Origin of the sequence: Pseudomonas sp. R11-23-07, assembly GCF_003852295.1 — a bacterium.
Classification (GTDB): domain Bacteria; phylum Pseudomonadota; class Gammaproteobacteria; order Pseudomonadales; family Pseudomonadaceae; genus Aquipseudomonas.
In genome coordinates, this window is record NZ_CP027761.1 from 4762303 (window position 1) to 4788643 (window position 26341).

Here is a 26341-nt window from a genome sequence, read left to right on the forward strand (position 1 = left end):
TGCAACTTGCATGAAGGTCATCGTGCCTGCATGCAAGTTGCGGCTTTTGGGAGAGGCTAAACAGCTGATTCCGCTTCACTTTCTCGCGCGCATAAAAAAAGGACTCCGCAGAGTCCTTTCTTTCAGCGTAAAGCTTGCGGGTGATTAAACGCCCGAAGCCTTGGCTGCTGCTACGTCCTTGATGGACAGTTTGATACGGCCGCGGTTGTCCACGTCCAGTACCAACACTTCCACTTCCTGGCCTTCTTTGAGAATGTCGGTCACTTTCTCAACGCGAGCGTCGCTCAGCATGGAGATGTGCACCAGACCGTCTTTGCCCGGCAGGATGTTGACGAAGGCACCGAAGTCGACGATGCGCTCAACCTTACCGACGTAGATCTTGCCGATTTCGGCTTCAGCGGTGATGCCCAGGACGCGCTGACGTGCAGCTTCAGCCGCTTCCTTGGTTTCGCCGAAGATCTTGATCGAACCGTCGTCTTCGATATCGATCGAGGCCTTGGTTTCTTCACAGATCGCACGGATCGTCGCGCCGCCTTTACCGATGACATCACGGATTTTGTCGGTGTCGATTTTCATCGCGATCATAGTCGGAGCATTTTCCGACAGCTCGGTACGCGACTGACCAATGATCTGGTTCATCTGGCCGAGGATGTTCAGGCGCGCTTCCAGGGCTTGGCCCAGAGCGATTTCCATGATCTCTTCGGTGATGCCCTTGATCTTGATGTCCATCTGCAGTGCGGTCACGCCTTTGGCGGTACCGGCTACCTTGAAGTCCATGTCGCCCAGGTGGTCTTCGTCGCCCAGGATGTCGGTCAGGATGGCGAACTTCTCGCCTTCTTTAACCAGGCCCATGGCGATACCGGCAACCGGCGCCTTCATCGGCACACCGGCGTCCATCAATGCCAGCGAAGCACCGCAAACGGAAGCCATGGAGCTGGAACCGTTGGACTCGGTGATTTCCGATACAACACGAATGGTGTACGGGAACACGTCAGCAGCCGGCAGCATGGCCTGGACCGAGCGACGGGCCAGACGGCCGTGACCGATTTCGCGACGACCAGCGCCACCCATGCGACCACACTCGCCCACCGAGAACGGAGGGAAGTTGTAGTGCAGCATGAACGGGTCTTTTTTCTCGCCTTCCAGAGTGTCCAGCAGCTGTGCGTCACGGGCGGTGCCCAGCGTCGCGACTACCAGAGCCTGGGTTTCACCACGGGTGAACAGAGCCGAACCGTGAGTCTTCGGCAGAACGCCGACTTCGATGTTCAGCGGACGCACGGTGCGGGTATCGCGACCGTCGATACGCGGCTTGCCGTTCACGATGTTTTCGCGAACGGTGCGGTATTCGATTTCGCCGAAGGCTGCTTTGACTTCGCTGGCGGAAGGCTGGCCTTCTTCACCGGACAGCTTGGCCACGACCTGGTCCTTCAACTCGCCCAGGCGAGCGTAACGGTCGGCCTTGACGGTGATGGTGTAGGCATCGGAGATAGCAGCACCGAACTCTGCGCGGATAGCGCCCAGCAGTGCGGTGGCTTCAGGCGCAGGAGCCCAGGCCCAGGTTGGCTTGGCGGCTTCGGCAGCCAGTTCTTTAACCGCATTGATCACAACCTGGAACTCGTCGTGAGCAAACAGTACGGCGCCCAACATCTGGTCTTCGGTCAGCTCTTTGGCTTCCGATTCAACCATCAATACCGCTTCCGAGGTACCGGCAACGACCATGTCCAGGCTCGAGGCTTTTTGTTGCTCGTAAGTCGGGTTCAGCAGGTAGCCGGTGCTTTCGTGGAAAGCAACGCGAGCTGCGCCGATCGGGCCATCGAAAGGAATGCCGGAGATGGCCAGTGCAGCCGAGGTACCGATCATCGCAGCGATGTCCGGATCGGTTTTCTTGCTGGTGGAAACGACGGTGCAGACAACCTGCACTTCGTTCATGAAGCCTTCTGGGAACAGCGGACGGATCGGACGGTCGATCAGTCGGGAAGTCAGGGTTTCTTTCTCGGAAGGACGGCCTTCGCGCTTGAAGAAACCGCCAGGGATCTTACCGGCAGCGTAAGTCTTTTCCTGGTAGTGAACGGACAGAGGGAAAAAGCCTTTGCTCGGGTCAGCGGTCTTGGCGCCAACCACGGTCACCAGTACGGTAACGTCGTCGTCAACGGTAACCAGCACTGCGCCGGAGGCTTGACGGGCGATACGGCCTGTCTCGAGGGTAACGGTCGACTGACCGAACTGGAATTTTTTGATAACCGGGTTCACGGTGTCCTACCTTCTTTGTGGCTCTTGGGGAACTTGTTTTCTTGCGAAATTCTTGGGCAATGCCGGGAATCGGCCCGACCCTTGTCCAGGGGTAAAACGTGTATCCAGATAAAACTTGAGGCTGGGAGCCTGCCATGGGCCAGCGGGAATCCCACTGACACACGGCAGACAACCAACCTCTAGCGCAATCGCTGATTAGCGACGCAGACCCAGGCGACCGATCAGAGCCTGATAACGACCCAGATCCTTGCCCTTCAGGTAGTCCAGCAGCTTACGGCGCTGGTTTACCATGCGGATCAGACCACGACGGGAGTGGTGATCTTTACCGTTGGCCTTGAAGTGACCTTGCAGTTTGTTGATGTTGTGGGTCAGCAGTGCAACTTGCACTTCTGGCGAACCAGTGTCACCAACAGCTTGCTGATAGTCAGCTACGATTTGTGCTTTTTCTTGAACGTCGAGAGCCATGAGGCAATCCTTTTTTCAGGAAACCACCCAGGGGTAGTTTCAACAGGCCAGGGACAAATCCCTGTATCTAAAAATGAGTGTTGACCATGCCTGTTAACAGCCACACTCGTTCGGTCATTCTGACCGAATCAGTCGACGCGGCGCGATGCGCCCGTCTTCGCTCACTTCACCGATACCGATGAAACGACCGTTATGATCCTGTACTCGCACCATGCCGAACTTCGGAGCATCCGGGGCGCGTACCGGTTGGCCGTTGAGCCAGTAGAACGCGCTGTGTTCCGAGAAGTGCAGCAATGGCCAATCCAGCAAACCGCTGTCCGATGGCATCAGGAAGCGATCTACCGCTTCGTTGCCGCCTTCGGCGTGTACCGCTTCGAGCTCTTCCAGCGTGACCGTCTGGGCCAGGGTGAAAGGGCCGGCCTGTGTACGTCGCAGTTCGGCAACGTATGCGCCACAGCCCAGTTGCTCACCAATATCTTCCACCAGGGTACGGATATAGGTGCCTTTGCTGCAGTCCACGGCCAATCGGGCGGTGTCACCTTCACAGGCGAGCAATTCCAGCCGGGCAATAGTAACAGAACGCGGTTCACGCTCCACCACTTCACCCGCACGTGCCAGCTTGTAAAGAGGTTGCCCGTCACGCTTGAGAGCCGAGTACATCGGCGGTATCTGGCTGATTTGCCCACGGAAAGCGGGTAAGGCGGCTTCAATATCGGCACGACCAACGGTCACATCGCGAACCTGCAACACATCACCTTCGGCGTCGGCCGTGGTGGTGGTCTTGCCCAGTTGCATCAGGGTTTCATAACCCTTGTCGGAATCGAGCAGGTATTGCGAGAACTTGGTCGCCTCGCCAAAGCACAACGGCAGCACGCCGGTGGCCAGCGGGTCGAGGCTACCAGTGTGCCCGGCCTTTTCGGCGTTGAGCAGCCAGCGAACCTTCTGCAACGCGGCATTGGAGGTAAAGCCAATGGGCTTGTCGAGCAGAATGATGCCACTGACGTTACGGCGGATACGTTTGACCTGAGCCACCGCTTACTCCTTAGCGTCTTCAGGTGTGGACGGATGCTGGCTGTCTTCAGCCACGGCGCGCTCGATCAGTGCCGACAAATGTGCGCCACGTACGACGCTTTCGTCGTAGTGGAAGTGCAACTGCGGAACGCTGCGCAATTTCATTTCACGGGCCAACTGCATGCGCAGGAAACCTGCGGCCGAGTTGAGCACCTTGATGCTTTGCGCGATTTCTTCGCTGTTGTCCTGGCCCATCACGGTGATGAAGATTTTGGCGTGACCCACGTCACGGCTCACTTCAACGGCGGTGATGGTGACCAGGCCAACGCGCGGGTCTTTGACTTCGCGACGGATCAGTTGGGCCAGCTCGCGCTGCATCTGATCGCCGATACGTTGGGTACGGCTGTATTCTTTTGCCATGTCTTGTTACCTGTTGCTGCCACACGGTGAAACCCGTGGGGTCTGAAAGCGGCAAACGCCCGGCCTGACAAAAGCCAGACCGGGCGTTGCGTTTAGAGTCCGTACGCTACGCGGGGCATTTGCATGCCCACACGCCGCGTGGCTCCGGAAGTGCGCGAGTTAGAGGCTGCGAGCAACCTGGACCTTCTCGTAGACTTCGATCTTGTCGCCAGGCTTGACGTCGTTGTAGCTCTTGACGCCGATACCGCATTCCATGCCGGCACGTACTTCGGAAGCGTCATCCTTGAAGCGGCGCAGGGATTCCAGCTCGCCTTCGAAGATAACGATGTCTTCACGCAGTACACGGATTGGACGGTTACGGTGCACAACACCTTCAATAACCATGCAACCGGCGATCGCGCCGAATTTCGGCGAGCGGAACACGTCACGCACCTCGGCAACACCCAGGATATTCTCCCGGACGTCGCTGCCAAGCATGCCGGTAAGGGCTTTCTTGACGTCTTCGATGATGTCGTAGATGACGTTGTAGTAACGCATGTCCAGGCCTTCCTGCTCGACGATCTTGCGAGCGCCAGCATCGGCACGCACGTTGAAGCCGAACAGTACAGCGTTGGAAGCCAGTGCCAGGTTGGCGTCGGACTCGGTGATACCACCGACACCGCCACCGACAACGCGCACTTGCACTTCGTCGTTACCCAGGCCGTTCAAGGCGCCGTTCAACGCTTCGAGGGAACCGCGTACGTCAGATTTGAGGACGATGTTAAGCGTCTTCTTCTCTGCCTGGCCCATGTTCTCGAAGATGTTTTCAAGCTTGCCGGCGTGAGCACGAGCCAGTTTGACTTCGCGGAACTTGCCTTGACGGAACAGAGCCACTTCACGGGCTTTCTTCTCGTCGGCAACCACGCTCATCTCGTCGCCAGCGTCCGGGGTACCGTCCAGGCCGAGGATCTCGACAGGGATGGAAGGACCGGCTTCCTTGATTGGCTTGCCGTTCTCGTCGAGCATGGCACGCACGCGACCATAGTTCGAACCGACCAGCACCATGTCGCCTTGGCGCAGGGTACCGTCTTGAACCAGGACGGTTGCAACCGGACCGCGACCTTTGTCGAGACGCGATTCAACCACAACACCACGGCCTGGAGCCGATGGAGTTGCTTTCAGTTCGAGTACTTCAGCCTGCAGCAGGACCGCTTCGAGCAGTTCGTCCACGCCAGTACCGACCTTGGCCGATACCGAAACGAACGGCGTATCACCGCCCCACTCTTCGGACGTCACGCCGTGAACCGACAGTTCGCTACGGATGCGATCGAGATCGGCGCCCGGCTTGTCGATCTTGTTCACTGCAACAACCAGTGGAACGCCAGCGGCCTTGGCATGCTGGACAGCTTCAATGGTCTGCGGCATCACGCCATCGTCCGCTGCAACGACCAGGATCACGATGTCAGTCGCCTTGGCACCACGGGCACGCATTGCGGTAAACGCGGCGTGACCTGGGGTGTCGAGGAAGGTGACCATGCCGCGCTCGGTTTCAACGTGGTACGCACCGATGTGCTGGGTGATACCACCGGCTTCGCCAGCAGCTACCTTGGCACGACGGATGTAGTCGAGCAGGGATGTCTTACCGTGGTCAACGTGGCCCATTACGGTCACAACTGGCGCACGGGAGAACGTCTCACCTTCAAACTTCAGGGACTCGGCCAGGGAATCTTCCAGGGCGGTGTCGCTGACCAGGGTCACTTTATGGCCCAGTTCTTCGGCTACCAACTGAGCAGTTTCCTGATCAAGCACCTGGTTGATGGTCGCTGGAGTACCCAGTTTGAACATGAACTTGATGATTTCAGCAGCCTTGACCGACATCTGATTGGCGAGATCGCCAACGGTGATGGTCTCGCCGATCTGCACATCACGCACGACAGGGCCGGTTGGGCTCTGGAAACCGTGGGCGTTGCGTTTTTTCAGCTTGGCCTTGCCGCGACCACCGCGACGGAAGCTATCGCTCTCTTCGTCGGTAGTACGTGGGGCAACGCGTGGAGCAGGCGCTTTCTCTTTGACCGAGGCACGATGTGGAGCGTTTTTACGCTCGCCATCGCCACCACCACCGCGACGATTGTTATCGTCGGCACGCGGTTTGTCCGGACGACGAGGTTCGTCGCGCTTGCGGGCATCTGCTGCAGGAGCAGGTGCGGCAGCCACCGGAGCGGCCTCACGCACAGCTTCAACAGGAGCGGCAACCGCGTCAGTGTTAGCAGGTTGCGCAGCAGTAGGCTGGCGACGCGCTTCTTCTTCGGCGCGACGCTTGGCTTCTTCTTCAGCCTTCTGACGAGCAGCATTCTCTACTGCGCGACGCTCTTCAAGTTCGCGTTTGCGCTCGGCTTCGATTTCTTCCGGGCTGCGCTGTACGAAGACTTTCTTCTTGCGTACTTCAACGCTGATGCTTTTGCTACCCGCTACACGCAGGGTGCTGGTGGTTTTGCGCTGCAATGTAATCTTGCGCGGTTCTTCCACTTTCGCCTTGTGGCTGCTCTTCAAGTGAGTCAGCAAAGACTGCTTCTCACTATCGCTCACACCTTCATCGGCGGCGGTGTGCGGCAGACCTGCCTCACGCATCTGCTGCAACAGGCGCTCTACCGGTGTTTTGACCTCATCGGCCAGTTGTTTCACCGTGACTTGCGTCATGCACTTCTCTCCTCAGGCCGCGCCTAATTACTCGAACCAATGGGCTCGGGCGGCCATGATCAACTTGCCGGCACGATCTTCGTCAATGCCGTCGATGTCGAGCAGATCGTCAATAGACTGCTCGGCCAGGTCTTCGCGGGTAATTACGCCGCGCACCGCCAGTTCCATCGCCAAATCCTTGTCCATACCCTCAAGCGAGAGCAGGTCTTCGGCCGGATGGGCGTCTGCCAGCTTTTCCTCAGTAGCGATGGCTTTAGTCAACAAACGATCCTTGGCCCGAGCGCGAAGCTCGTTGACGGTGTCTTCGTCAAAGCCGTCGATGTTGAGCATTTCTTCCAACGGTACGTAGGCAATCTCTTCCAGGCTGGTGAAGCCTTCATCTACCAGCACCTGAGCCAGGTCTTCATCGACTTCCAACTCTTCGATAAAGTTGCGCAGGATGTCGCCGGTTTCAGCTTGCTGCTTAGCCTGGATGTCCGATTCGGTCATCACGTTCAGGGTCCAACCGGTCAGTTGGCTGGCCAGACGCACGTTCTGACCACCACGACCAATGGCCTGAGCCAGATTGTCTGCGCCAACGGCGATGTCCATTGCATGGGCATCTTCGTCAACGATAATTGCCGCCACTTCAGCTGGCGACATGGCGTTGATCACGAACTGCGCCGGGTTATCGTCCCACAGGACGATGTCCACACGCTCACCGCCCAGCTCACCCGACACTGCCTGGACGCGCGAACCGCGCATACCAATGCAAGCGCCCTGCGGGTCGATGCGTTTGTCCTTGGAGCGGACCGCGATCTTGGCGCGCGAACCCGGGTCGCGGGACGCAGCCATGACTTCGATCAGGCCTTCGGCAATTTCCGGCACTTCGATACGGAACAGCTCGATCAGCATTTCCGGCGCGGTACGCGACAGGATCAACTGAGGGCCGCGGTTCTCGGTGCGGATTTCCTTGAGCAGCGCACGCAAGCGCACGCCGACACGGAAGGTTTCGCGAGAAATGATGTCTTCACGGGCCAGCAACGCTTCAGCGTTGTTGCCCAGGTCGACGATCACGTTGTCGCGGGTGACTTTCTTCACGGTGCCGGAGATGATTTCACCCAGGCGCTCGCGATAGGCGTCGACGACTTGAGCACGCTCGGCTTCGCGAACCTTCTGCACGATGACCTGCTTGGCGGTCTGTGCAGCGATACGGCCGAACTCGATCGATTCGATCTTCTCTTCGACGACATCACCGACGTTGGCGCCAGGGTGCGTTTGCGCAACCTTGCTCGGCCAGGTTTCAATCGCCGGATCATCAAGATCGGCTTCTTCGACGACCGTCCAGCGACGGAAAGTCTCATAGGCACCGGTGTGGCGGTTGATTTCCACACGCAGATCAACTTCATCTTCGAAACGCTTTTTGGTCGCAGTGGCCAGAGCCAGCTCCAGCGCTTCAAAAATCACGTTTGCCGGTACGCCCTTTTCATTGGATACCGACTCAACAACCAGCAGTACTTCTTTGCTCATCGTACGCCTCGCCTTTCGCAAGCCATTGGATCCGCGGGATCCGCGTCTCAGCCAAAACTGGGAATAATGTTGGCCTTGTCGATCATATCGATCGGCAACAGGAACTCATGGTCTTCTACCTGCACCACGACATCCTGCTCTTCTACACCGCGCAGAAGGCCCTGAAAGTTGCGTCGCCCTTCGAAGGGGGAGCGCAGCTTGATCTTCACTTGTTCACCGGCAAATTTTGCAAACTGCTCAATAGTGAACAGTGGGCGTTCCATGCCTGGCGAGGAAACTTCAAGGGTGTATTCAACGGCGATTGGATCTTCAACATCCAGGACACCGCTGATCTGACGGCTGACAATGGCACAATCGTCCACCAGCACGCCGCCCTCTTTATCGATATAAACGCGCAACATTGAGTGGCGACCTTGAGCCGAAAACTCAATACCCCAGCATTCATAGCCTAGGGCCACGACCACCGGGGCCAGCAAGGCCTGCAACTCTTCTAGCTTGCTCGACACCTGAACCCCCTCGTGCATGTATGTGCATGCTGTGCAAAATAAAAAAATGGGCGAAACGCCCATCCTTGAAACGCCGTCGAACAGCGGCGTTGAAAGTGTCCAGCTAACAAAAAGCCCCTTAAAAGGGGCTCCGCTAAAACTGGTTGCGGGGGCCGGATTTGAACCGACGACCTTCGGGTTATGAGCCCGACGAGCTACCAGACTGCTCCACCCCGCGACAAAGCTGGGGCGGAAGTATACGACCGATCCCTTACTGGGTCAATGTAACCTTCCACCTACAAGAAAGCCCGCAACAGCGGGCTCTCCTGATAATTGGTACCGAGAAGGGGACTCGAACCCCTACACCCTATGGGCACAACCACCTCAAGGTTGCGTGTCTACCAATTCCACCACCTCGGCAATACAGCGTTTACAACCTTCTTACTTCTGCTCTTGAGCTGGAGGCACGTCAGTCGCTGGAGTAGCCGACTTTTGCTCTTGAAGCACCGGGACATCATCAGAAGCCGGTTTTGCTTTTGGTACTTCCAACACTGCTGGGTTTGGCAAACCTACTTGAGTCAGCACATGAGCTTTCTCTTTAGCAAAGTAACCTAACCCTAAGCTGGTTATGAAGAAACCGGCGGCAAGTATAGCAGTAAACTTACTAAGAAAGGTAGAGGAACCTTGGCTTCCGAATACAGTATTTGAAGCACCTGCACCGAAAGACGCACCAGCATCCGCACCTTTGCCCTGTTGCAACAAAACCAGGGCAACTACGCCCAGGGCAGCCAACAGATGAAAAACGACTACGACTGTTTCCAGCATTTTTTCAGTTTCCCGCGGCGCGACAGATCGCACCGAACTCATCTGCATTCAGGGAAGCTCCACCAATGAGCCCCCCATCGATATCCGGCATGCCGAACAGTTCGACCGCATTGGCCGCCTTCACGCTGCCGCCGTATAGAAGACGCACACCTTGTGCGACTTCAGAATTCTCTGCCGCCAACTGCGCGCGGATGGCTGCGTGCACATCCTGCGCCTGTTGCGGTGTAGCAGTCAGCCCGGTGCCAATGGCCCAGACCGGCTCGTAAGCAATGACCGCTTTTGCAAATGCACCGACACCCAGCTCTTCGATGATGCTGCCCAGCTGACGCGAGACAACTTCAAGTGTCTTGCCCGACTCACGCTGCTCAAGGGTTTCCCCAATGCACAACACTGGAATCAAGCCACAAGCCTGTGCCGCTGCGAACTTGCGGTTGAGGGTTCCATCACGCTCGCCCATCATCTGACGACGCTCGGAGTGCCCGACAAGCACATAGGAACAGCCCGCATCAACCAGCTGACTCGGCGAAATCTCACCGGTCAACGCACCTTGCATGGGCTCCACCGCAGAGTTCTGCGCGCCGACCTGAATCGACTTACCCTTCAAGCCATCAACCACTTGGTTGATATGCAAGCAGGGCGGGAACACCGCGACATCAACACCGCCAGGCAAGGCCAAGTGACGAAGGCCATTGATCAGCTCAGCGACACTGGCGCGGGTACCGTGCATCTTCCAGTTACCAGCTACCATAGTGCGACGCATGCTGTACCCCGTCGGTCAAAGTGGGCGCAGATGTTACCCAACCACATCACCACTGGCAAGCCGAATTCAGGCGCAAACTTCAGTTACCAGCTTTGCCAGGTCTTCGGCATGGCCGCGAACCTGTATTTCGTCCTCGCCCTCGACCATCACCCGCACCAGAGGCTCCGTGCCGGACTTGCGCAATAACACACGCCCACGCCCTGCCATCGCCTGGGTCACGCGCTCGCACGCTTCTTTGACAGAAGGGTGCTCGATCGGGTTTGCGCCACCGGCGAAACGCACGTTGAGCAGTACCTGCGGACACTTGCGCAGCGCCTGTCGCGCTTGGGCCAGGCTTTCCTGACGGCGACGCAAGGCCAGAAGCACCTGCAGCGCAGCGATGATAGCGTCGCCCGTTGTGGTGTGCTGGAAGCACACCACGTGCCCCGAATTCTCACCGCCCACCAGCCAGTTGCGCTCCAGCAGCTCGGCGATCACATAACGGTCACCGACATTGGCGCGAATGAACGGAATGCCCAGCTCCGCCAACGCCAACTCAAGCCCGAGATTACTCATCAGGGTGCCAACGACACCGCCCTGCAGCTTGTTACGCTCATGCAAGTCTCGGGCAATGATGAACAGCAGGTCATCGCCATCCACGATCATGCCGGTGTGATCCACCATCAGCACGCGGTCGCCATCGCCATCGAATGCGATGCCCAGGTCCGCATGCTCAGCCAGAACGGCCGCCTGCAACTGCTCCATGTGCGTGGAGCCGCAGTTGTCGTTGATGTTCAACCCGTTAGGCTGGGCCGACAGCACGGTGACCTGCGCACCGAGCTCCTTGAATACGCTCGGCGCCACTTTGTAGGTCGCGCCATGGGCGCAATCGACGACAATCTTAAGCCCGGCAAAACTGGTGCTGCTCGGAACGCTGCTCTTACAGAACTCGATGTAGCGGCCGGAGGCATCATTGATGCGCGACACTTTGCCCAGCTTGCTGGACTCCACCACCGTCATCGGAGCATCCAGCAGCTCTTCGATCATCAGCTCGATCTCGTCCGGCAGTTTGGTGCCCTGCCCCGAGAAAAACTTGATGCCATTGTCATCATGGGGATTGTGCGAAGCACTGATCACGATACCGGCTTCAGCGTGAAAGGTACGCGTCAGGTAGGCGATCGCCGGCGTCGGCATGGGGCCCAGCAGCATTACATCGGCACCGGCAGCAGACAACCCGGCCTCCAGCGCGGATTCAAACATGTAGCCCGAAATACGCGTGTCCTTGCCAACCAGGATGCGGCACGCGCCCATGCTGCGGAACGCCATACCTGCCGCCCAACCCAGCTTGAGCATGAAATCCGGCGTAATCGGGTATTCACCGACCCGACCACGGATACCGTCGGTGCCAAAATATTTTTTAGTCATGAGTGCTCCATCATTCTTATTCGGCTGATTCTACAGCGGCAATCATGCGCACCACGTCCACCGTCTCGGCAACGTCATGCACACGCAAAATACGAGCGCCCTTGGTCACGGCAAGCGCAGCCAGCGCGAGGCCGCCAAACAAGCGCTCACCAACCGGGCGATTCAAGGCCTGCCCTATCATGCTCTTGCGCGAAACACCGACCAACAAGGGCCGACCAAGGGCGTGCAGGGCCTCCATATGTTTGAACAGGCTTAAATTATGTTGCAGGGTCTTGGCGAAGCCAAACCCTGGATCAAGAATGATCTTTTCCGGACCAATGCCCACGGAGGCACACTGAGCGACCCTGTCGGCAAGAAAACCACTGACTTCGCCCACCAGATCGTCGTAGTGCGGATTATCCTGCATATTGCCGGGCTCGCCCAGCATATGCATCAGACACACCGGCAGGCCAGTCGCCGCAGCGGCATCGAGAGCACCGTCACGCCGCAACGCACGCACATCATTGATGAGCCCCGCTCCCAGGCGCGCGGTTTCACGCATCACCGCTGGCGTCGAGGTATCCACAGAGATGATCACATCCAGCTCACGGGCGATGCGCTCGACAATCGGCGCCACCCGCTCCAGCTCCTCCACAGGAGAAACAGCGCGAGCACCAGGCCGGGTTGACTCACCGCCGACATCAATCAACGTTGCACCGGCAGCCACCATCGCCTCTGCATGACGTAACGCGGCATCCTGCTGGCTGAAGCGACCACCATCGGAAAACGAGTCTGGAGTGACGTTAAGAATGCCCATGACATGTGTATGGGCCAAATCAAGAACCCGGTTGCCGCAAGGCAACCGGGTGGAGGACGACGCGAAAATCATTTCAACCCTTAGTGGTCAGCTGCAGGGCCGCCGATCGGGGCTTCAGGACGCTCATTCTGCACCACTGGCGGAGTGCCCGAGGTACCCGAACCACCTTCCCAATCGCGCGGCTCCCGAGGGGTACGACCGGCCATGATGTCGTCGATCTGATCGGCATCAATGGTCTCGTACTTCATCAGCGCATCTGCCATCGCGTCCAGCTTGTCGCGATTGTCGGTGAGGATCTGCCTGGCCGTGCCGTAGCACTGGTCAATGATGCTGCGCACCTCGGAGTCGATCAGCTTGGCTGTCTCACCCGAGAAACTGGCGCTTTGACCGCCACCGCCACGGCCCAGGAATACCTCGCCTTCTTCCTCGGCATACATCAATGGACCGAGTTTTTCCGACAAGCCCCACTTGGTCACCATATTTCGTGCGATCTGGCTGGCACGCATGATGTCGTTGGAAGCGCCGGTAGTCACCCCGTCGAAGCCCAGGGTCATTTCTTCTGCGATTCGACCGCCGTACAGCGAGCAGATCTGGCTGATCAGCGCACGCTTGGAGAGGCTGTAGCGATCCTCTTCCGGCAAGAACATCGTCACACCCAACGCACGACCGCGTGGAATAATCGACACCTTGTAGACCGGGTCATGCTCAGGCACAACGCGGCCAACAATGGCGTGACCGGCCTCGTGATAGGCGGTGTTCTGTTTTTCTTTCTCGGACATGACCATGGATTTGCGCTCAGCGCCCATCATGATCTTGTCCTTGGCCAACTCGAACTCTTTCATTTCAACGATGCGCTTGCCGGTGCGGGCCGCGAACAACGAAGCCTCGTTCACCAGGTTGGCAAGGTCGGCACCGGAGAAGCCTGGCGTACCACGGGCAATCACGCCCGGAGCCACGTCGTCGCCCATCGGCACTTTGCGCATGTGGACTTTAAGGATCTGCTCGCGACCACGGATATCCGGCAAGCCCACGACCACCTGACGGTCGAAACGGCCTGGACGCAGCAGCGCAGGGTCCAATACGTCCGGACGGTTGGTTGCGGCGATGACGATAATGCCGTCATTCATCTCGAAACCGTCCATCTCCACCAGCAACTGGTTGAGGGTCTGCTCACGCTCGTCATGACCGCCGCCCATGCCGGCGCCACGGTGGCGACCAACGGCGTCGATTTCGTCAATGAAGATGATGCATGGCGCGTGCTTCTTGGCCTGTTCGAACATATCGCGAACACGGCTGGCACCGACGCCGACAAACATCTCGACAAAGTCAGAACCGGAAATGGTGAAGAACGGCACCTTGGCTTCGCCGGCAATCGCCTTGGCCAGCAAGGTTTTACCGGTACCCGGCGGGCCGACCATCAGCACGCCGCGAGGAATACGCCCGCCCAGGCGCTGGAACTTGCCAGGATCGCGCAGGAACTCGACCAGTTCACCCACTTCTTCCTTGGCTTCGTCGCAACCGGCGACATCCGCCAGGGTCGTTTTCACCTGGTCCTCCGAGAGCAGCCGTGCCTTGCTCTTGCCGAAGCTCATCGGCCCGCCCTTGCCTCCCGCACCACCTTGCATCTGGCGCATGAAGAACATGAACACGGCGATAATAACCAGGATCGGGAAGCTGGCTACCAGAAGCTGGGTCCAGATGCTCTGCTGCTCAGGCTGCTTGCCTTCCACGACGACCTTGTTATCTACCAGGTCGCCGATCAGACCGTTGTCCTGAATGGCCGGACGAATGGTCTTGAAGCTGTCGCCATCGACACGCTTGCCGGTAATCACATAGCCATCAACCGCTACGCGCTCGACCTTGCCATCCTTAACTTGCTGGATGAAGTCGGAATAGTTGAGGGTCTGCGGCTCGTTAGGGCTGGAGAAGTTGTTCATCACCGTCACCAGGACAGCCGCGATGATCAACCACAGGATCAGATTCTTTGCCATATCGTTCAATTAACTACCCTCTGAAGCAAGCTCCGCTACTGGCGCGCGCTTCGCATGATATTCACCGGCCTAACTTACTACATTACCTACACCACTGGCAGGCGCCGTCTGTAACCCTTTGTGAAACTTTAACTACACAATATTCGTAAAGCTTCGTGACGAAAGCGATATAAAAAAACCTATCGCCCTCCTCCAATTCCTCAAAAACGCTCTTCGCTCGCCGCGCCTTCCACACCGCGAAAGCCGCGGCAGAGCAGGTATTGCTCACGGGACCTGTCCCGGGAAGAGTCAGGTTTACGCGTTTGAACCTTGTCAAACAGCTTGCGGATGTTCTTGTGGTACTCGTCAAACCCTTCGCCCTGGAAGACCTTGACCAGGAAGTCACCACCCGGACGCAACACCCGTCCAGCCAGATCCAGTGCCAATTCGCACAGGAACATGGCGCGCGGCATATCAACAGCCGGTAATCCACTCATATTGGGGGCCATGTCGGAAATCACAAGGTCTACCTGCGAATTTCCGACGGCCTCGAGGATCTGCGCGAGCACGGCGTCCTGAGTGAAGTCCCCATGAACAAAGGTCACATCCGGGATGCTGTCCATTTCCAGGATGTCGGAAGCGATCAAGCGGCCCTGCCCACCAATCAGACGACTGGTCACCTGGGACCAGCCACCGGGAGCAGCACCCAGGTCGATAACGCTCATGCCAGGCCGGATCAGTTTGTCCTTGTCCTGGATCTCCAGCAGCTTGTAACTGGCCCGGGAACGGTAGCCGTCCTTCTGCGCCTTTTTGACGTAAGGATCGTTGAAATGTTCTTGTAGCCACTTAAGGCTGGTTTTGGAACGGGCCACGGGCCACCTCGAAAATAAAACGGGTCGTGATTAACTGGGCGGTCCCGGACTCGCTCGGGTAAACTGGCCGCCGCTTTTTACAAGATCAGACGCAGGGGTCAGATTATGCCGCTCACTCAAGAGCAGAAGAAACAGTACAAATCCATTGGCCACCATTTGAAACCAGTTCTGATTGTGGCAGACAACGGTTTGACTGAAGGTGTGTTAGCCGAGTTCGAACGCGCACTCAATGATCATGAACTGATCAAGATCAAGGTCAATATCCTTGATCGCGAAGCGCGCCTGGCCGCCATTGCAGAACTGTGCAAGGTTGGCAAAGCGGACCTGGTTCAGGTTATCGGCAAGATGGCGCTGCTGCATCGCAAGAACTTCAACGTCAACAAGCAATTGTCGAACGTTCATCGCTTCAAATGATGACAAGGGTCAAGGGCGTGCTTCGCGCGCCCCGCCACTCCATCCCGGCGCAGGCTGTATCGCCAGCACCAAGCCAGAAAACCCTAGCACAAGATAGCTGAACAACTGCCAGCGCAACGCTTGCGGCAGCCACACATGCACAATGCAATACATTGCGCACGCATACAGTGCCATCAACAGCAGTTGGCCGCGAATATCCCACCACAAACTCCCCAAGCCTTCAGCCTTGACCAGCACCAACGCCTGGAGCGTCACGCATGCTGCGGCAAAACTCACCAGCAACGTAGTCAGCAAACCGTCGATCTCATCGATCAGCAAGGGTGCCAGGCCTATTAAACCCAGCGCCGGCAACACGCCAATATGCAACAACCACAGGCCACCCACCCAAAGCATCTGGGAAAGTTGCCACAGCATGGCGCCCGCACGAAGCGGGCGCCGTCTTTCAGATGTGACGAACTTCGACAATCTCGTACTCAATCACGCCGCTCGGCGTTTTTACGGCAACCACGTCGCCTTCTTCCTTGGCGATCAGGGCGCGGGCCAGCGGCGAACCAACAGAAATCTTGCCGAGTTTAAAGTCAGCCTCGTCTTCGCCCACGATTTGGTAGACAACGCGCTCATCCGTCTCGACGTTGGCGATTTCCACCGTGGTGCCGAAAATCACCTTGCCGGTGTGCGGGATGGTCGTGACGTCGATGATCACCGCATTCTGCATACGGCCTTCGATGTCACGGATCCGCGCCTCGACCATACCCTGCTGCTCGCGAGCAGCGTGGTATTCGGCGTTTTCCTTCAAGTCACCCAGCTCGCGGGCCGTACCGATGTCCTGGCTCAGCTTTGGACGTACGACCTTGGTCAGATGGGCGTGCTCCTCTTCCAGGGCCTTGGCGCCCTGGACGGTCATTGGATATTTGATCATGCCTTCAATCCTGCGTGTAGATCCTGCAAGCGACGCACGGTCTTTTCCGGACCGAACTTGAGCGCTTCGCAGATGGCTTCGCCTGCAGCAATGGTGGTGGTGCAGTAGATCTTGTGCTGCAAGGCATTACGGCGAATCGAGTAGGAGTCCGCGATCGACTGGCGACCTTCGGTGGTGTTGATGATCAGCGTGACTTCGTCGTTCTTGATCATGTCGACCACGTGCGGACGGCCTTCGGTCACCTTGTTCACGCGGCGCACTTTCAGGCCGGCAGCCTCAATCAGCTTGGCGGTCCCGGCGGTAGCCACGACTTCAAAGCCCAAGTTGATCAGATCACGGGCTACACCCGCAACCAGTGGCTTGTCGTCATCACGCACGCTGATGAACGCAGTACCGCCGGTCGGCAGCACTTCGCTGGCGCCCATCTGAGCCTTGGCGAACGCTTCGCCGAAGGTGTCACCCACGCCCATCACTTCACCGGTGGACTTCATCTCTGGGCCGAGGATCGGGTCCACGCCAGGGAACTTGGCGAATGGGAACACCGCCTCTTTCACGCTGTAGAAGTTCGGAATGATTTCCTTGGTGAAGCCGATTTCCTTCAATGTCTTACCGGCCATCACGCGGGCAGCGATCATAGCCAGGGACACACCGATGCACTTGGACACGAACGGCACGGTACGCGAAGCGCGCGGGTTGACTTCGATGACGTAGATGTCTTCGCCTTGCAGCGCCAACTGTACGTTCATCAAGCCGACCACACCCAGCTCCAGGGCCATTTTCTTGACCTGTTCGCGCATCTCGTCCTGGATATGCGCAGGCAACGAGTAAGGCGGCAGCGAGCAGGCGGAGTCACCGGAGTGAACGCCAGCCTGTTCAATGTGCTGCATGATCGCGCCGATCACCACATCAGTACCGTCACAAACCGCATCCACGTCCATTTCGATGGCGCAGTTGAGGAAGTGGTCGAGCAACACAGGACTGTCGTTGGACACTTTCACCGCGTCACGCAGGTAGCGCTTGAGTTCGTCTTCTTCGTAGACGATCTCCATCGCACGGCCGCCCAGTACGTAGGACGGACGCACCACCAGCGGGTAGCCGATCTTGCTGGCTGCGCGGATGGCTTCGTCTTCGCTGCGCACGGTGGCGTTCGGCGGCTGGCGCAGGTTCAGGCGCTCAACCATTTGCTGGAAGCGCTCGCGGTCTTCAGCGCGGTCGATGGCGTCCGGGCTGGTACCGATGATCGGCACACCAGCCGCTTCCAGGGCACGGGCCAGTTTCAACGGGGTTTGCCCGCCGTACTGGACGATCACGCCTTTTGGCTTCTCGACGCGGCAGATTTCCAATACGTCTTCCAGCGTTACCGGCTCGAAGTACAGGCGGTCGGAAGTGTCGTAGTCAGTGGAGACAGTTTCCGGGTTGCAGTTGACCATGATGGTCTCGTACCCGTCTTCGCGCAGTGCAAGGGCGGCGTGTACGCAGCAGTAGTCGAACTCGATGCCCTGGCCGATACGGTTCGGACCACCACCGAGGATGATGATCTTGTCGCGGTCCGACGGCGCAGCTTCGCACTCTTCCTCATAGGTGGAGTACATGTACGCCGTGTCGGTGGCGAACTCGGCAGCGCAGGTGTCAACGCGCTTGTAGACCGGGAAGATATCCAGCTTGTGACGATGGGTACGCAGGTTCTTCTCGGTCACACCCAGCAGCTTGGCCAGGCGCTGGTCGGAGAAGCCTTTGCGCTTGAGGCGGAACATCAGGTCGCGGTCGATCGACGAAAGACCGAGGGTCTTGACCTTCTCTTCTTCCTTGATCAGGTCTTCGATCTGCACCAGGAACCACGGGTCGATCATGTTCATGCCGAAGATATCTTCGACGCTCAGACCAGCGCGGAAAGCGTCAGCCACGTACCAGATACGCTCGGCGCCCGGCACGGTCAGCTCGCGCTTGAGGATGCTCATGCTTTCCGGGTTGCTCAGGTCGAGCTTTTCGTCCAGGCCGCAAACACCGACTTCCAGGCCGCGCAGGGCTTTCTGCAGGGATTCCTGGAACGTGCGGCCGATTGCCATGACTTCACCGACAGACTTCATCTGGGTGGTCAGGCGCGCATCAGCCTTGGGGAATTTCTCGAAGGCAAAGCGCGGCAACTTGGTCACGACGTAGTCGATAGACGGCTCGAAAGAGGCCGGCATGGCGCCGCCCGTGATTTCGTTTTGCAGCTCGTCCAGGGTGTAACCGATCGCCAGCTTGGCAGCGATACGCGCAATCGGGAAACCGGTGGCTTTTGAGGCCAGCGCCGAGGAACGCGATACACGCGGGTTCATCTCGATCACGACCATGCGGCCTGTGTCCGGGCAGATGCCGAACTGGACGTTGGAACCACCGGTTTCAACGCCAATTTCACGCAATACCGCCAACGAGGCGTTACGCATGATCTGGTATTCCTTGTCCGTCAGGGTCTGCGCTGGAGCAACGGTGATCGAGTCACCGGTGTGCACGCCCATTGGGTCGAAGTTTTCGATGGAGCAGACGATGATGCAGTTGTCCTTCTTATCGCGGACAACCTCCATCTCGTACTCTTTCCAACCGATCAGGGATTCGTCGATCAGCAGCTCTTTGGTCGGCGACAGGTCCAGGCCACGGGCGCAGATTTCTTCGAACTCTTCACGGTTGTAGGCAATGCCGCCACCGGTGCCGCCCATGGTGAAGGACGGACGGATAATGCACGGGAAGCCAAGCTTTTCGAGAACGGCGTTGGCCTCTTCCATGCTGTGGGCGATACCGGAGCGCGGGCAATCAAGGCCAATGGACTTCATAGCCTTGTCGAAACGCGAACGGTCTTCAGCCTTGTCGATGGTGTCGGCATTGGCACCGATCATCTCTACGCCGAACTTTTCCAGGACGCCTTCGCGTTCCAGGTCCAGGGCGCAGTTCAGTGCGGTCTGGCCACCCATGGTCGGCAACAGCGCGTCCGGACGCTCTTTCTCGATGATCTTGGCAACGGTCTGCCATTTGATCGGTTCAATGTAGGTGGCGTCGGCCATGGCCGGGTCGGTCATGATGGTGGCCGGGTTGGAGTTCACCAGGATGACGCGGTAGCCCTCCTCGCGCAGGGCTTTACAGGCCTGGGCGCCGGAGTAGTCGAATTCGCAGGCCTGGCCGATCACGATCGGGCCAGCGCCGAGAATCAGGATGCTTTTTATATCTGTACGTTTTGGCATGGGTTTGTCACTCAAATCCGCAGGTCAGTCGGCAAGCCGTCTTGAACAATCCTTGAAGAGCCTGCGGGGGCCACCGAAGTCAGGGGCCGCCCGCAAGCCGCTCAGTCAGCGTCGCTTGGCCATCTCATTGATGAAACGGTCGAACAGCGGCGCTACGTCGTTCGGGCCCGGGCTGGCTTCAGGGTGGCCCTGGAAGCTGAACGCGCTCTTGTCGGTGCGCTCGATGCCTTGCAGGGAGCCGTCGAACAGCGACTTGTGAATGGCGCGCACGTTAGCCGGCAAGGTCGCTTCATCCACCGCAAAACCGTGGTTCTGGCTGGTGATCATTACAACGCCGGTATCCAGATCCTGCACAGGATGGTTGGCGCCGTGGTGGCCGTGCCCCATTTTCAGGGTCTTGGCGCCGGAGGCCAGGGCCAGCAACTGGTGGCCCAGGCAGATGCCGAATACCGGAATCTCGGTTTCCAGCACTTCCTTGATCGCCTGGATGGCGTAGTCGCATGGCTCGGGGTCGCCCGGGCCGTTGGACAGGAACACACCGTCCGGCTGCAGGGCGAGCACGTCGCTGGCCGGGGTTTGTGCAGGCACAACGGTGACGCGGCAACCGCGCTCGACCAGCATGCGCAGGATGTTGTATTTGACGCCGTAGTCGTAGGCAACCACATGGTATGGAAGCTCGGCCGCGTCGATGGTCGCGTGACTGTCGGTCTTCAGGTCCCAGACAGTGGAGCGCCATTCGTACTGCTCTTTGACGCTGACGACTTTCGCCAGGTCCATGCCCTTCAGGCCAGGGAACCCTTGCGCCGCGGCAATCGCCGCCTCTTCGGAAATATTGTCACCGACCATGATGCAGCCATTCTGCGAGCCTTTTTCACGCAGGATGCGCGTGAGGCGGCGCGTATCGATACCGGCGATCGCCACCACGTTGTTGGCTTTCAGGTAATCGGACAGCGACATCGTGTTACGCCAGTTGCTCGCCACCAGAGGCAGGTCACGAATCACCAGACCTGCCGACCAGACACGATCAGACTCGACGTCTTCCGGTGTAGTACCGGTGTTGCCGATGTGCGGATAGGTCAGGGTGACGATCTGTTGGGCGTAGGAAGGATCGGTAAGGATTTCCTGATAGCCGGTCATGGCAGTGTTAAACACTACCTCTCCAACGGTTTGACCGTCGGCTCCAATGGCTTCGCCGCGAAAAATGCTGCCATCAGCAAGGGCGAGTATGGCTGGCTTAGTCAAGAAGACCTCCCGTAAATAAAGCCTGAAAGGGCGATCGCAGGTTGTAAAAAAGCGGAGTGACGTATGGACACGTCACCCCGCTTCTTCACCGAATAATTCTGCGCGCTTTTAGTGGACACACTAAAGCTGTAGCTTACAGAAAAAGGCTTTTTGGGTCCACCACTAATGAGCCTTAAAGGCAGGAGAATGCGACAGGGCGTCGCCTAGCGGGTAAAAACGGGGCCTAAGCATAAGCTTGAGGCCCTGTTTAAGCTACTGATTAGTGCAGGTCGAGCACGTCGCGCATGTCGTACAACCCAGGCTCGCGCCCCTCCAGCCAGAGCGCAGCACGCACCGCGCCCTTGGCGAACGTCATGCGGCTGGAAGCCTTGTGCGTGATCTCAAGGCGCTCGCCTTCAGTGGCGAACAGCACAGTGTGATCACCCACCACATCACCGCCGCGCACTGTCGCAAACCCAATAGTGTCGCGCGCGCGTGCACCGGTATGCCCCTCACGGCCATACACCGCCACTTTCGACAGGTCACGCCCCAATGCATCGGCGATAGCCTCGCCCATGCGCAAAGCAGTTCCGGACGGCGCATCGATCTTGTGACGATGATGGGTTTCGATAATCTCGATATCCGCCTCATCACCCAATACGCGAGCGGCCATGTCCAGCAGCTTGAGGGACAAGTTCACACCCACGCTGAAGTTCGCAGCGAAGACCACTGGGATATCCTTGCCCGCTTCTACCAGCAATTGCTTCTGCTCGGCCGTCAAGCCGGTGGTACCGATGACCATCGCCTTGCCTGCCTTACGACAGAACGCCAAGTTTTTCAGCATCACCTCCGGCAGCGTGAAATCGATCAATACGTCGAACTCGTCAGCCACCTGCTCCAGGTTGCCGGACAACGAAACGCCGATACGGCCCAGCGAGGCCAACTCACCGGCATCCGCACCGATCAACGTGCTGCCTGGGCGAACGATCGCCGCGGTCAGCCCGGACGCCGGCGAGCGCTGCTGCACCGCTTCGACCAGCGTCTTGCCCATGCGCCCGGCAGCGCCCATTACGGCTATACGTCGCATACTCAATTCCTTACAGGTCGCCGAAGAAGCGCTTCACGCCATCGAAAAAGCCCGTAGTTTTTGGCGAGTGGGAGTCATCACCCGCTAACGAACTGCGGAACTCTTCAAGCAGCTCGCGCTGACGACGATTCAAATTGACGGGCGTTTCTACCGCCACACGACACATCAAGTCACCGGCCCCACCACCGCGCACTGGCGCAACGCCTTTGCCACGGATACGGAACTGCTTGCCGGTCTGCGTGCCTTCAGGGATCTTGAGCTTGACCCGACCATCAAGGGTCGGAATCTCCAACTCGCCGCCCAGGGCCGCATCCACAAAGCTGATCGGCACTTCACAGAACAGATGCTTGCCATCGCGCTGGAAGATCGAATGCTCGCGCACATTGATGACCACGTACAGGTCGCCCGTGGGCCCACCCTGGGCACCCGCCTCCCCCTCGCCCGACAGACGAATGCGGTCGCCGGTATCCACTCCCGCCGGCACTTTCACCGACAGCGTCTTGTACTCTTCGACACGGCCTTCGCCATGGCAAGAGTCGCACGGATCGGAGATGATCTTGCCCTGGCCATGGCAGCGCGGGCAGGTTTGCTGCACCGAGAAGAAGCCCTGCTGCATACGAACCTGACCGATACCACCGCAGGTCGGGCAGGTGATGGGCGAAGAGCCTTTCTTTGCACCCGAACCGTCGCACGGCTTGCAGTTGACCAGCGTCGGTACACGGATATTGACGCTGGTGCCGCGCACGGCTTCTTCCAGGTTCAGCTCCAAGGTGTAGCGCAAGTCGCTGCCACGCTGGGCACCGCCACGCTGGCCGCCACGGCCACCGCCGAAGAAATCACTGAACACATCGCCGAAAATATCGGAGAAGTTCTGCCCACCAAAACCGGCACCACCGCCGCCCATGCTTGGGTCGACACCGGCATGCCCATACTGGTCGTAGGCTGCACGCTTGTTCGGATCAGACAGACATTCGTAGGCCTCATTGGCCTCTTTGAACATTTCTTCGGATTCTTTGCTATCCGGATTACGGTCCGGGTGGTGCTTCATTGCCAGGCGGCGGTAAGCCTTTTTCAGGTCCGCGTCGGCGCAGCCACGCTCCACACCCAATACTTCGTAATAGTCACGCTTTGCCATAAGTCTTTGCACTCTTAAGGACGTTCAGCCAGACCCTCCTGAGCCTCGCCAAACTCGTTGAGCCCCAATGCAGGCCCGGACCCAACTCACGTCAATTCAACGATCCTGGTCATTACTACTCTTTAGCCGGCCACCCGACTAAAAACGCGGCATTTACTGCTCGGAAAGCAGGAGCATTCCCGATCACACCGCCAGCATCCGAACGCTGTCGCATACTGTAAAAATTCGCATACCCCAGACACGCCAACGCGGGAGCAAGCTCCCGCGCGGCGACATCCTACCAGTCACCGCTTGTGAGCGGTCAACCGGGCGACCAAGTTACTTCTGGTCTTTGACTTCTTCGAACTCGGCATCGACCACATCGTCGTGCTTGGCTTCAGGCTCTGCTTGTTGTGCAGCACCTTCGGCCGGCTGGCCTTGCTCGGCGTACATTTTCTGAGCCACTGGCGCGGACACCTTCGACAGCTCTTCAACCTTGGCTTCGATAGCGGCCTTGTCGTCGCCTTTGATAGCGGCTTCCAGAGCAACCACGGCAGCTTCGATTGCAGTTTTCTCTTCGGCAGTCACTTTGTCGCCAGCGTCAGCGACCATTTTGCGCGTCGAGTGAACCAGCGCATCACCCTGGTTACGGGCGCCAGCCAGCTCAGCGAACTTGGCATCCGCATCAGCGTTGGCTTCAGCATCACGAATCATCTGTTGAATTTCTTCATCAGACAGGCCCGAGTTGGCCTTGATGGTGATCTTCTGCTCTTTGCCGGTAGCCTTGTCTTTCGCACCAACGTGCAGGATACCGTTGGCGTCGATGTCGAAGGTCACTTCGATCTGCGGCACACCACGTGGAGCTGGTGGAATCTCGGCCAGGTCGAATTTACCCAGGGATTTGTTCTGCGCAGCTTGCTTACGCTCGCCTTGCAGCACGTGAATGGTCACGGCGCCCTGGTTGTCATCGGCAGTCGAGAACACCTGGGATTTCTTGGTAGGAATCGTGGTGTTTTTCTCGATCAGCGCAGTCATTACGCCACCCATGGTTTCGATACCCAGGGTCAGCGGGCTGACGTCCAGCAGCAGCACGTCTTTCACGTCACCGGCCAATACCGCGCCCTGGATGGCAGCACCCATGGCAACCGCTTCGTCCGGGTTCACGTCTTTACGTGCTTCTTTACCGAAGAACTCGGTTACCTTCTGCTGTACCAGCGGCATACGCGTCTGGCCACCGACCAGGATCACGTCGTTGATGGAACCAACGTCGATACCGGCGTCTTTCAGCGCAATGCGGCATGGTTCGATAGTGCGCTGAACCAGGTCTTCAACCAGTGCTTCCAACTTGGCGCGAGAGATCTTCACGTTCAAGTGTTTAGGACCGGTAGCGTCTGCAGTGATGTACGGCAGGTTCACGTCGGTGGACATGCTCGACGACAGTTCGATCTTGGCCTTCTCAGCAGCTTCTTTCAGGCGCTGCATCGCCAGCGGGTCACCCTTGAGGTTCATGCCGCTTTCTTTCTTGAATTCGTCAACGAGGTAGTCGATCAGACGGATATCGAAGTCTTCACCACCCAGGAAGGTGTCGCCGTTGGTGGCCAACACCTCGAACTGGTGCTCGCCGTCAACTTCAGCGATTTCGATAACCGAAACGTCGAACGTACCGCCACCCAGGTCATAAACGATCACAGTGTGGTCGCCTTTGGCCTTGTCCATACCGTAAGCCAGGGCAGCTGCGGTAGGCTCGTTGATGATACGTTTTACGTCCAGGCCCGCGATGCGGCCGGCGTCTTTGGTCGCCTGGCGCTGGCTATCGTTGAAGTAGGCCGGAACGGTGATCACCGCTTCGGTCACGGTTTCACCCAGGTAGTCTTCGGCAGTTTTCTTCATCTTTTTCAAGACTTCAGCCGAGATCTGCGGCGCAGACATCTTGTTGCCATTTACTTCAACCCAGGCGTCACCGTTGTCAGCCTTGGCGATTTTGTAAGGCACCATCTTGATATCTTTCTGTACGACTTCTTCGTCGAACTTACGACCGATCAGACGTTTTACCGCGTACAGGGTGTTGTGCGGGTTGGTAACAGCCTGACGCTTGGCCGACTGACCGACCAGAATCTCGCCGTCGTTGGCGTAAGCGATGATCGACGGCGTGGTACGCGCGCCTTCAGCGTTTTCGATAACCTTGGCTTTGCCGTTTTCCATGACCGAGACGCACGAGTTGGTGGTCCCCAGGTCGATACCGATAATTTTGCCCATGATTCACTCTCCCGAAACTTGAATTTGGATGCCGCAGCAGTTGTGGCTAACTGCGGTAGCACTTAAACGCTTGACTTATAAATGGGGGCCTTGCGGCGGATTTCAAGCCTGCTCATCAATAGAAGGCGAAACGGGTGCAGGCGCCTTGCTCACCACGACCATCGCCGGGCGCAACAAGCGGCCATTGAGCAGGTAGCCCTTCTGGAACACCTTCAATACGCTGTTGGGCTCGAGGTCATGGCTTTCCTGCATCGCCATCGCCTGGTGGTGCTCCGCGTTGAACGGCTCACCGCCTTGCGGATCGATGGCTTCCAACTGATAACGCTTCAGGGTGTCCTGGAACATTTTCAGGGTCAGTTCTATCCCTTCGCGCATAGGGCGGATGTTTTCGTCGTCCGGGTTGGACAATTCAAGGCCACGCTCCAGGCTGTCAATAATCGGCAGCAGGTCGTTGGCGAATTTTTCCAACGCGAATTTGTGAGCCTTTTCTACGTCCTGCTCGGCACGACGGCGGACGTTCTGCAGATCGGCGGCAACACGCAACGACTGATCCTGCGCTGCGGCCAGCTGCTCTTCGAGCACTTGCACACGAGTTCCCAGTTCATCACCGGCAGCCGAATTGGCGTCTGGCGTTTGCGTATCCTGCGTCTGTTCGTCAGCCATAGATTT

Annotated in this window: 22 protein-coding genes and 2 tRNA genes; 1 reads left to right on the top strand and 23 read right to left on the bottom strand. The window is 58.1% G+C overall.

What is annotated here, in order from left to right:
- Nucleotides 1-144: 144 nt before the first annotated feature.
- The 15 genes from pnp to rlmE form a co-directional block, all read right to left on the bottom strand.
- A complete protein-coding gene (gene pnp, locus C4J84_RS21785; RefSeq protein ID WP_124436083.1) occupies nucleotides 145-2250 on the bottom strand; it encodes a polyribonucleotide nucleotidyltransferase in 2106 nt (701 codons plus the stop codon).
- Nucleotides 2251-2445: 195 nt separating this feature from the next.
- A complete protein-coding gene (gene rpsO, locus C4J84_RS21790; protein WP_003176135.1) occupies nucleotides 2446-2715 on the bottom strand; it encodes a 30S ribosomal protein S15 in 270 nt (89 codons plus the stop codon).
- A 114-nt stretch (nucleotides 2716-2829) separates the two neighbouring features.
- Nucleotides 2830-3747 carry a tRNA pseudouridine(55) synthase TruB gene (gene truB, locus C4J84_RS21795; RefSeq protein WP_003176136.1) on the bottom strand — a complete coding sequence of 306 codons (918 nt, stop codon included), beginning with the start codon at nucleotides 3745-3747 and terminating at the stop codon, nucleotides 2830-2832.
- A gap of 3 nt (nucleotides 3748-3750) precedes the next feature.
- The gene (gene rbfA / locus C4J84_RS21800) at nucleotides 3751-4146 is read right to left on the bottom strand and encodes a 30S ribosome-binding factor RbfA (protein WP_003176137.1); all 396 of its coding nucleotides are present in this window, start codon (nucleotides 4144-4146) and stop codon (nucleotides 3751-3753) included.
- A 159-nt stretch (nucleotides 4147-4305) separates the two neighbouring features.
- Nucleotides 4306-6822 carry a translation initiation factor IF-2 gene (gene infB / locus C4J84_RS21805; RefSeq protein ID WP_124364436.1) on the bottom strand — a complete coding sequence of 839 codons (2517 nt, stop codon included), beginning with the start codon at nucleotides 6820-6822 and terminating at the stop codon, nucleotides 4306-4308.
- A gap of 27 nt (nucleotides 6823-6849) precedes the next feature.
- The gene (nusA, locus tag C4J84_RS21810) at nucleotides 6850-8331 is read right to left on the bottom strand and encodes a transcription termination factor NusA (protein WP_057725019.1); all 1482 of its coding nucleotides are present in this window, start codon (nucleotides 8329-8331) and stop codon (nucleotides 6850-6852) included.
- 47 nt (nucleotides 8332-8378) lie between these two features.
- Nucleotides 8379-8837, bottom strand: coding sequence for a ribosome maturation factor RimP (gene rimP / locus C4J84_RS21815; RefSeq protein WP_164484568.1), 459 nt, complete (start codon nucleotides 8835-8837; stop codon nucleotides 8379-8381).
- A gap of 140 nt (nucleotides 8838-8977) precedes the next feature.
- Nucleotides 8978-9054: transfer RNA gene (locus tag C4J84_RS21820), tRNA-Met, on the bottom strand.
- A 96-nt stretch (nucleotides 9055-9150) separates the two neighbouring features.
- Nucleotides 9151-9236: transfer RNA gene (locus tag C4J84_RS21825), tRNA-Leu, on the bottom strand.
- Nucleotides 9237-9257: 21 nt separating this feature from the next.
- Complete coding sequence (gene secG, locus C4J84_RS21830; RefSeq protein WP_010206600.1) at nucleotides 9258-9641, bottom strand: preprotein translocase subunit SecG; 384 nt, start codon at nucleotides 9639-9641, stop codon at nucleotides 9258-9260.
- Nucleotides 9642-9645: 4 nt separating this feature from the next.
- Nucleotides 9646-10401, bottom strand: coding sequence for a triose-phosphate isomerase (gene tpiA, locus C4J84_RS21835; RefSeq protein WP_043051841.1), 756 nt, complete (start codon nucleotides 10399-10401; stop codon nucleotides 9646-9648).
- Between the two features lie 66 nt (nucleotides 10402-10467).
- Entirely contained in the window at nucleotides 10468-11805 is a 1338-nt protein-coding gene (gene glmM / locus C4J84_RS21840; protein ID WP_124436084.1) for a phosphoglucosamine mutase, read from the bottom strand.
- Nucleotides 11806-11821: 16 nt separating this feature from the next.
- Nucleotides 11822-12673 (bottom strand): dihydropteroate synthase, encoded by an 852-nt coding sequence (gene folP / locus C4J84_RS21845; protein ID WP_124430522.1) that lies wholly within the window; start codon nucleotides 12671-12673, stop codon nucleotides 11822-11824.
- A gap of 8 nt (nucleotides 12674-12681) precedes the next feature.
- Nucleotides 12682-14592 carry an ATP-dependent zinc metalloprotease FtsH gene (gene ftsH / locus C4J84_RS21850; RefSeq protein ID WP_124364440.1) on the bottom strand — a complete coding sequence of 637 codons (1911 nt, stop codon included), beginning with the start codon at nucleotides 14590-14592 and terminating at the stop codon, nucleotides 12682-12684.
- 200 nt (nucleotides 14593-14792) lie between these two features.
- A complete protein-coding gene (rlmE, locus tag C4J84_RS21855; RefSeq protein WP_032862906.1) occupies nucleotides 14793-15443 on the bottom strand; it encodes a 23S rRNA (uridine(2552)-2'-O)-methyltransferase RlmE in 651 nt (216 codons plus the stop codon).
- A gap of 105 nt (nucleotides 15444-15548) precedes the next feature.
- Between rlmE and C4J84_RS21860 the strand changes: the two genes are divergently transcribed.
- Nucleotides 15549-15857, top strand: coding sequence for a YhbY family RNA-binding protein (locus C4J84_RS21860; protein ID WP_124364441.1), 309 nt, complete (start codon nucleotides 15549-15551; stop codon nucleotides 15855-15857).
- Nucleotides 15858-15866: 9 nt separating this feature from the next.
- On the opposite strand, the gene C4J84_RS21865 is transcribed toward C4J84_RS21860, so the two are convergent.
- The 8 genes from C4J84_RS21865 to grpE all read right to left on the bottom strand — a co-directional run bounded on the left by C4J84_RS21865 (nucleotide 15867) and on the right by grpE (nucleotide 26335).
- On the bottom strand, nucleotides 15867-16271 hold the full coding sequence (locus C4J84_RS21865; RefSeq protein WP_124436085.1) for an MFS transporter: 405 nt from the start codon (nucleotides 16269-16271) through the stop codon (nucleotides 15867-15869).
- A gap of 28 nt (nucleotides 16272-16299) precedes the next feature.
- On the bottom strand, nucleotides 16300-16776 hold the full coding sequence (gene greA, locus C4J84_RS21870) for a transcription elongation factor GreA (protein ID WP_124364443.1): 477 nt from the start codon (nucleotides 16774-16776) through the stop codon (nucleotides 16300-16302).
- Nucleotides 16773-19994, bottom strand: coding sequence for a carbamoyl-phosphate synthase large subunit (carB, locus tag C4J84_RS21875; RefSeq protein ID WP_124364444.1), 3222 nt, complete (start codon nucleotides 19992-19994; stop codon nucleotides 16773-16775). The genes greA and carB overlap by 4 nt, the downstream gene beginning before the upstream one ends.
- A gap of 105 nt (nucleotides 19995-20099) precedes the next feature.
- Entirely contained in the window at nucleotides 20100-21236 is a 1137-nt protein-coding gene (gene carA / locus C4J84_RS21880; protein ID WP_124436086.1) for a glutamine-hydrolyzing carbamoyl-phosphate synthase small subunit, read from the bottom strand.
- Nucleotides 21237-21495: 259 nt separating this feature from the next.
- Nucleotides 21496-22302, bottom strand: a complete 807-nt coding sequence (gene dapB / locus C4J84_RS21885; RefSeq protein ID WP_053137815.1) for a 4-hydroxy-tetrahydrodipicolinate reductase — start codon at nucleotides 22300-22302, stop codon at nucleotides 21496-21498.
- A 10-nt stretch (nucleotides 22303-22312) separates the two neighbouring features.
- Nucleotides 22313-23437, bottom strand: coding sequence for a molecular chaperone DnaJ (gene dnaJ / locus C4J84_RS21890; protein WP_124364447.1), 1125 nt, complete (start codon nucleotides 23435-23437; stop codon nucleotides 22313-22315).
- Between the two features lie 318 nt (nucleotides 23438-23755).
- On the bottom strand, nucleotides 23756-25672 hold the full coding sequence (dnaK, locus tag C4J84_RS21895; protein ID WP_124364448.1) for a molecular chaperone DnaK: 1917 nt from the start codon (nucleotides 25670-25672) through the stop codon (nucleotides 23756-23758).
- Nucleotides 25673-25774: 102 nt separating this feature from the next.
- Nucleotides 25775-26335, bottom strand: coding sequence for a nucleotide exchange factor GrpE (gene grpE, locus C4J84_RS21900; protein WP_057725007.1), 561 nt, complete (start codon nucleotides 26333-26335; stop codon nucleotides 25775-25777).
- Between the last annotated feature and the right edge of the window lie 6 nt (nucleotides 26336-26341).

Excerpts from the sequence above, each read along its gene's own strand:
- ftsH (WP_124364440.1), bottom strand. The coding sequence starts at position 14,592 with ATGGCAAAGAATCTGATCCTGTGGTTGATCATCGCGGCTGTCCTGGTG.
- carB (WP_124364444.1), bottom strand. The coding sequence starts at position 19,994 with ATGCCAAAACGTACAGATATAAAAAGCATCCTGATTCTCGGCGCTGGC.
- greA (WP_124364443.1), bottom strand. The coding sequence starts at position 16,776 with ATGATCAAATATCCAATGACCGTCCAGGGCGCCAAGGCCCTGGAAGAG.
- grpE (WP_057725007.1), bottom strand. The coding sequence starts at position 26,335 with ATGGCTGACGAACAGACGCAGGATACGCAAACGCCAGACGCCAATTCG.
- glmM (WP_124436084.1), bottom strand. The coding sequence starts at position 11,805 with ATGACTAAAAAATATTTTGGCACCGACGGTATCCGTGGTCGGGTCGGT.
- folP (WP_124430522.1), bottom strand. The coding sequence starts at position 12,673 with ATGATTTTCGCGTCGTCCTCCACCCGGTTGCCTTGCGGCAACCGGGTT.
- C4J84_RS21860 (WP_124364441.1), top strand. The coding sequence starts at position 15,549 with ATGCCGCTCACTCAAGAGCAGAAGAAACAGTACAAATCCATTGGCCAC.
- dnaK (WP_124364448.1), bottom strand. The coding sequence starts at position 25,672 with ATGGGCAAAATTATCGGTATCGACCTGGGGACCACCAACTCGTGCGTC.
- C4J84_RS21865 (WP_124436085.1), bottom strand. The coding sequence starts at position 16,271 with ATGCTGTGGCAACTTTCCCAGATGCTTTGGGTGGGTGGCCTGTGGTTG.
- nusA (WP_057725019.1), bottom strand. The coding sequence starts at position 8,331 with ATGAGCAAAGAAGTACTGCTGGTTGTTGAGTCGGTATCCAATGAAAAG.
- secG (WP_010206600.1), bottom strand. The coding sequence starts at position 9,641 with ATGCTGGAAACAGTCGTAGTCGTTTTTCATCTGTTGGCTGCCCTGGGC.
- rbfA (WP_003176137.1), bottom strand. The coding sequence starts at position 4,146 with ATGGCAAAAGAATACAGCCGTACCCAACGTATCGGCGATCAGATGCAG.
- dapB (WP_053137815.1), bottom strand. The coding sequence starts at position 22,302 with ATGCGACGTATAGCCGTAATGGGCGCTGCCGGGCGCATGGGCAAGACG.
- rpsO (WP_003176135.1), bottom strand. The coding sequence starts at position 2,715 with ATGGCTCTCGACGTTCAAGAAAAAGCACAAATCGTAGCTGACTATCAG.
- tpiA (WP_043051841.1), bottom strand. The coding sequence starts at position 10,401 with ATGCGTCGCACTATGGTAGCTGGTAACTGGAAGATGCACGGTACCCGC.
- infB (WP_124364436.1), bottom strand. The coding sequence starts at position 6,822 with ATGACGCAAGTCACGGTGAAACAACTGGCCGATGAGGTCAAAACACCG.
- dnaJ (WP_124364447.1), bottom strand. The coding sequence starts at position 23,437 with ATGGCAAAGCGTGACTATTACGAAGTATTGGGTGTGGAGCGTGGCTGC.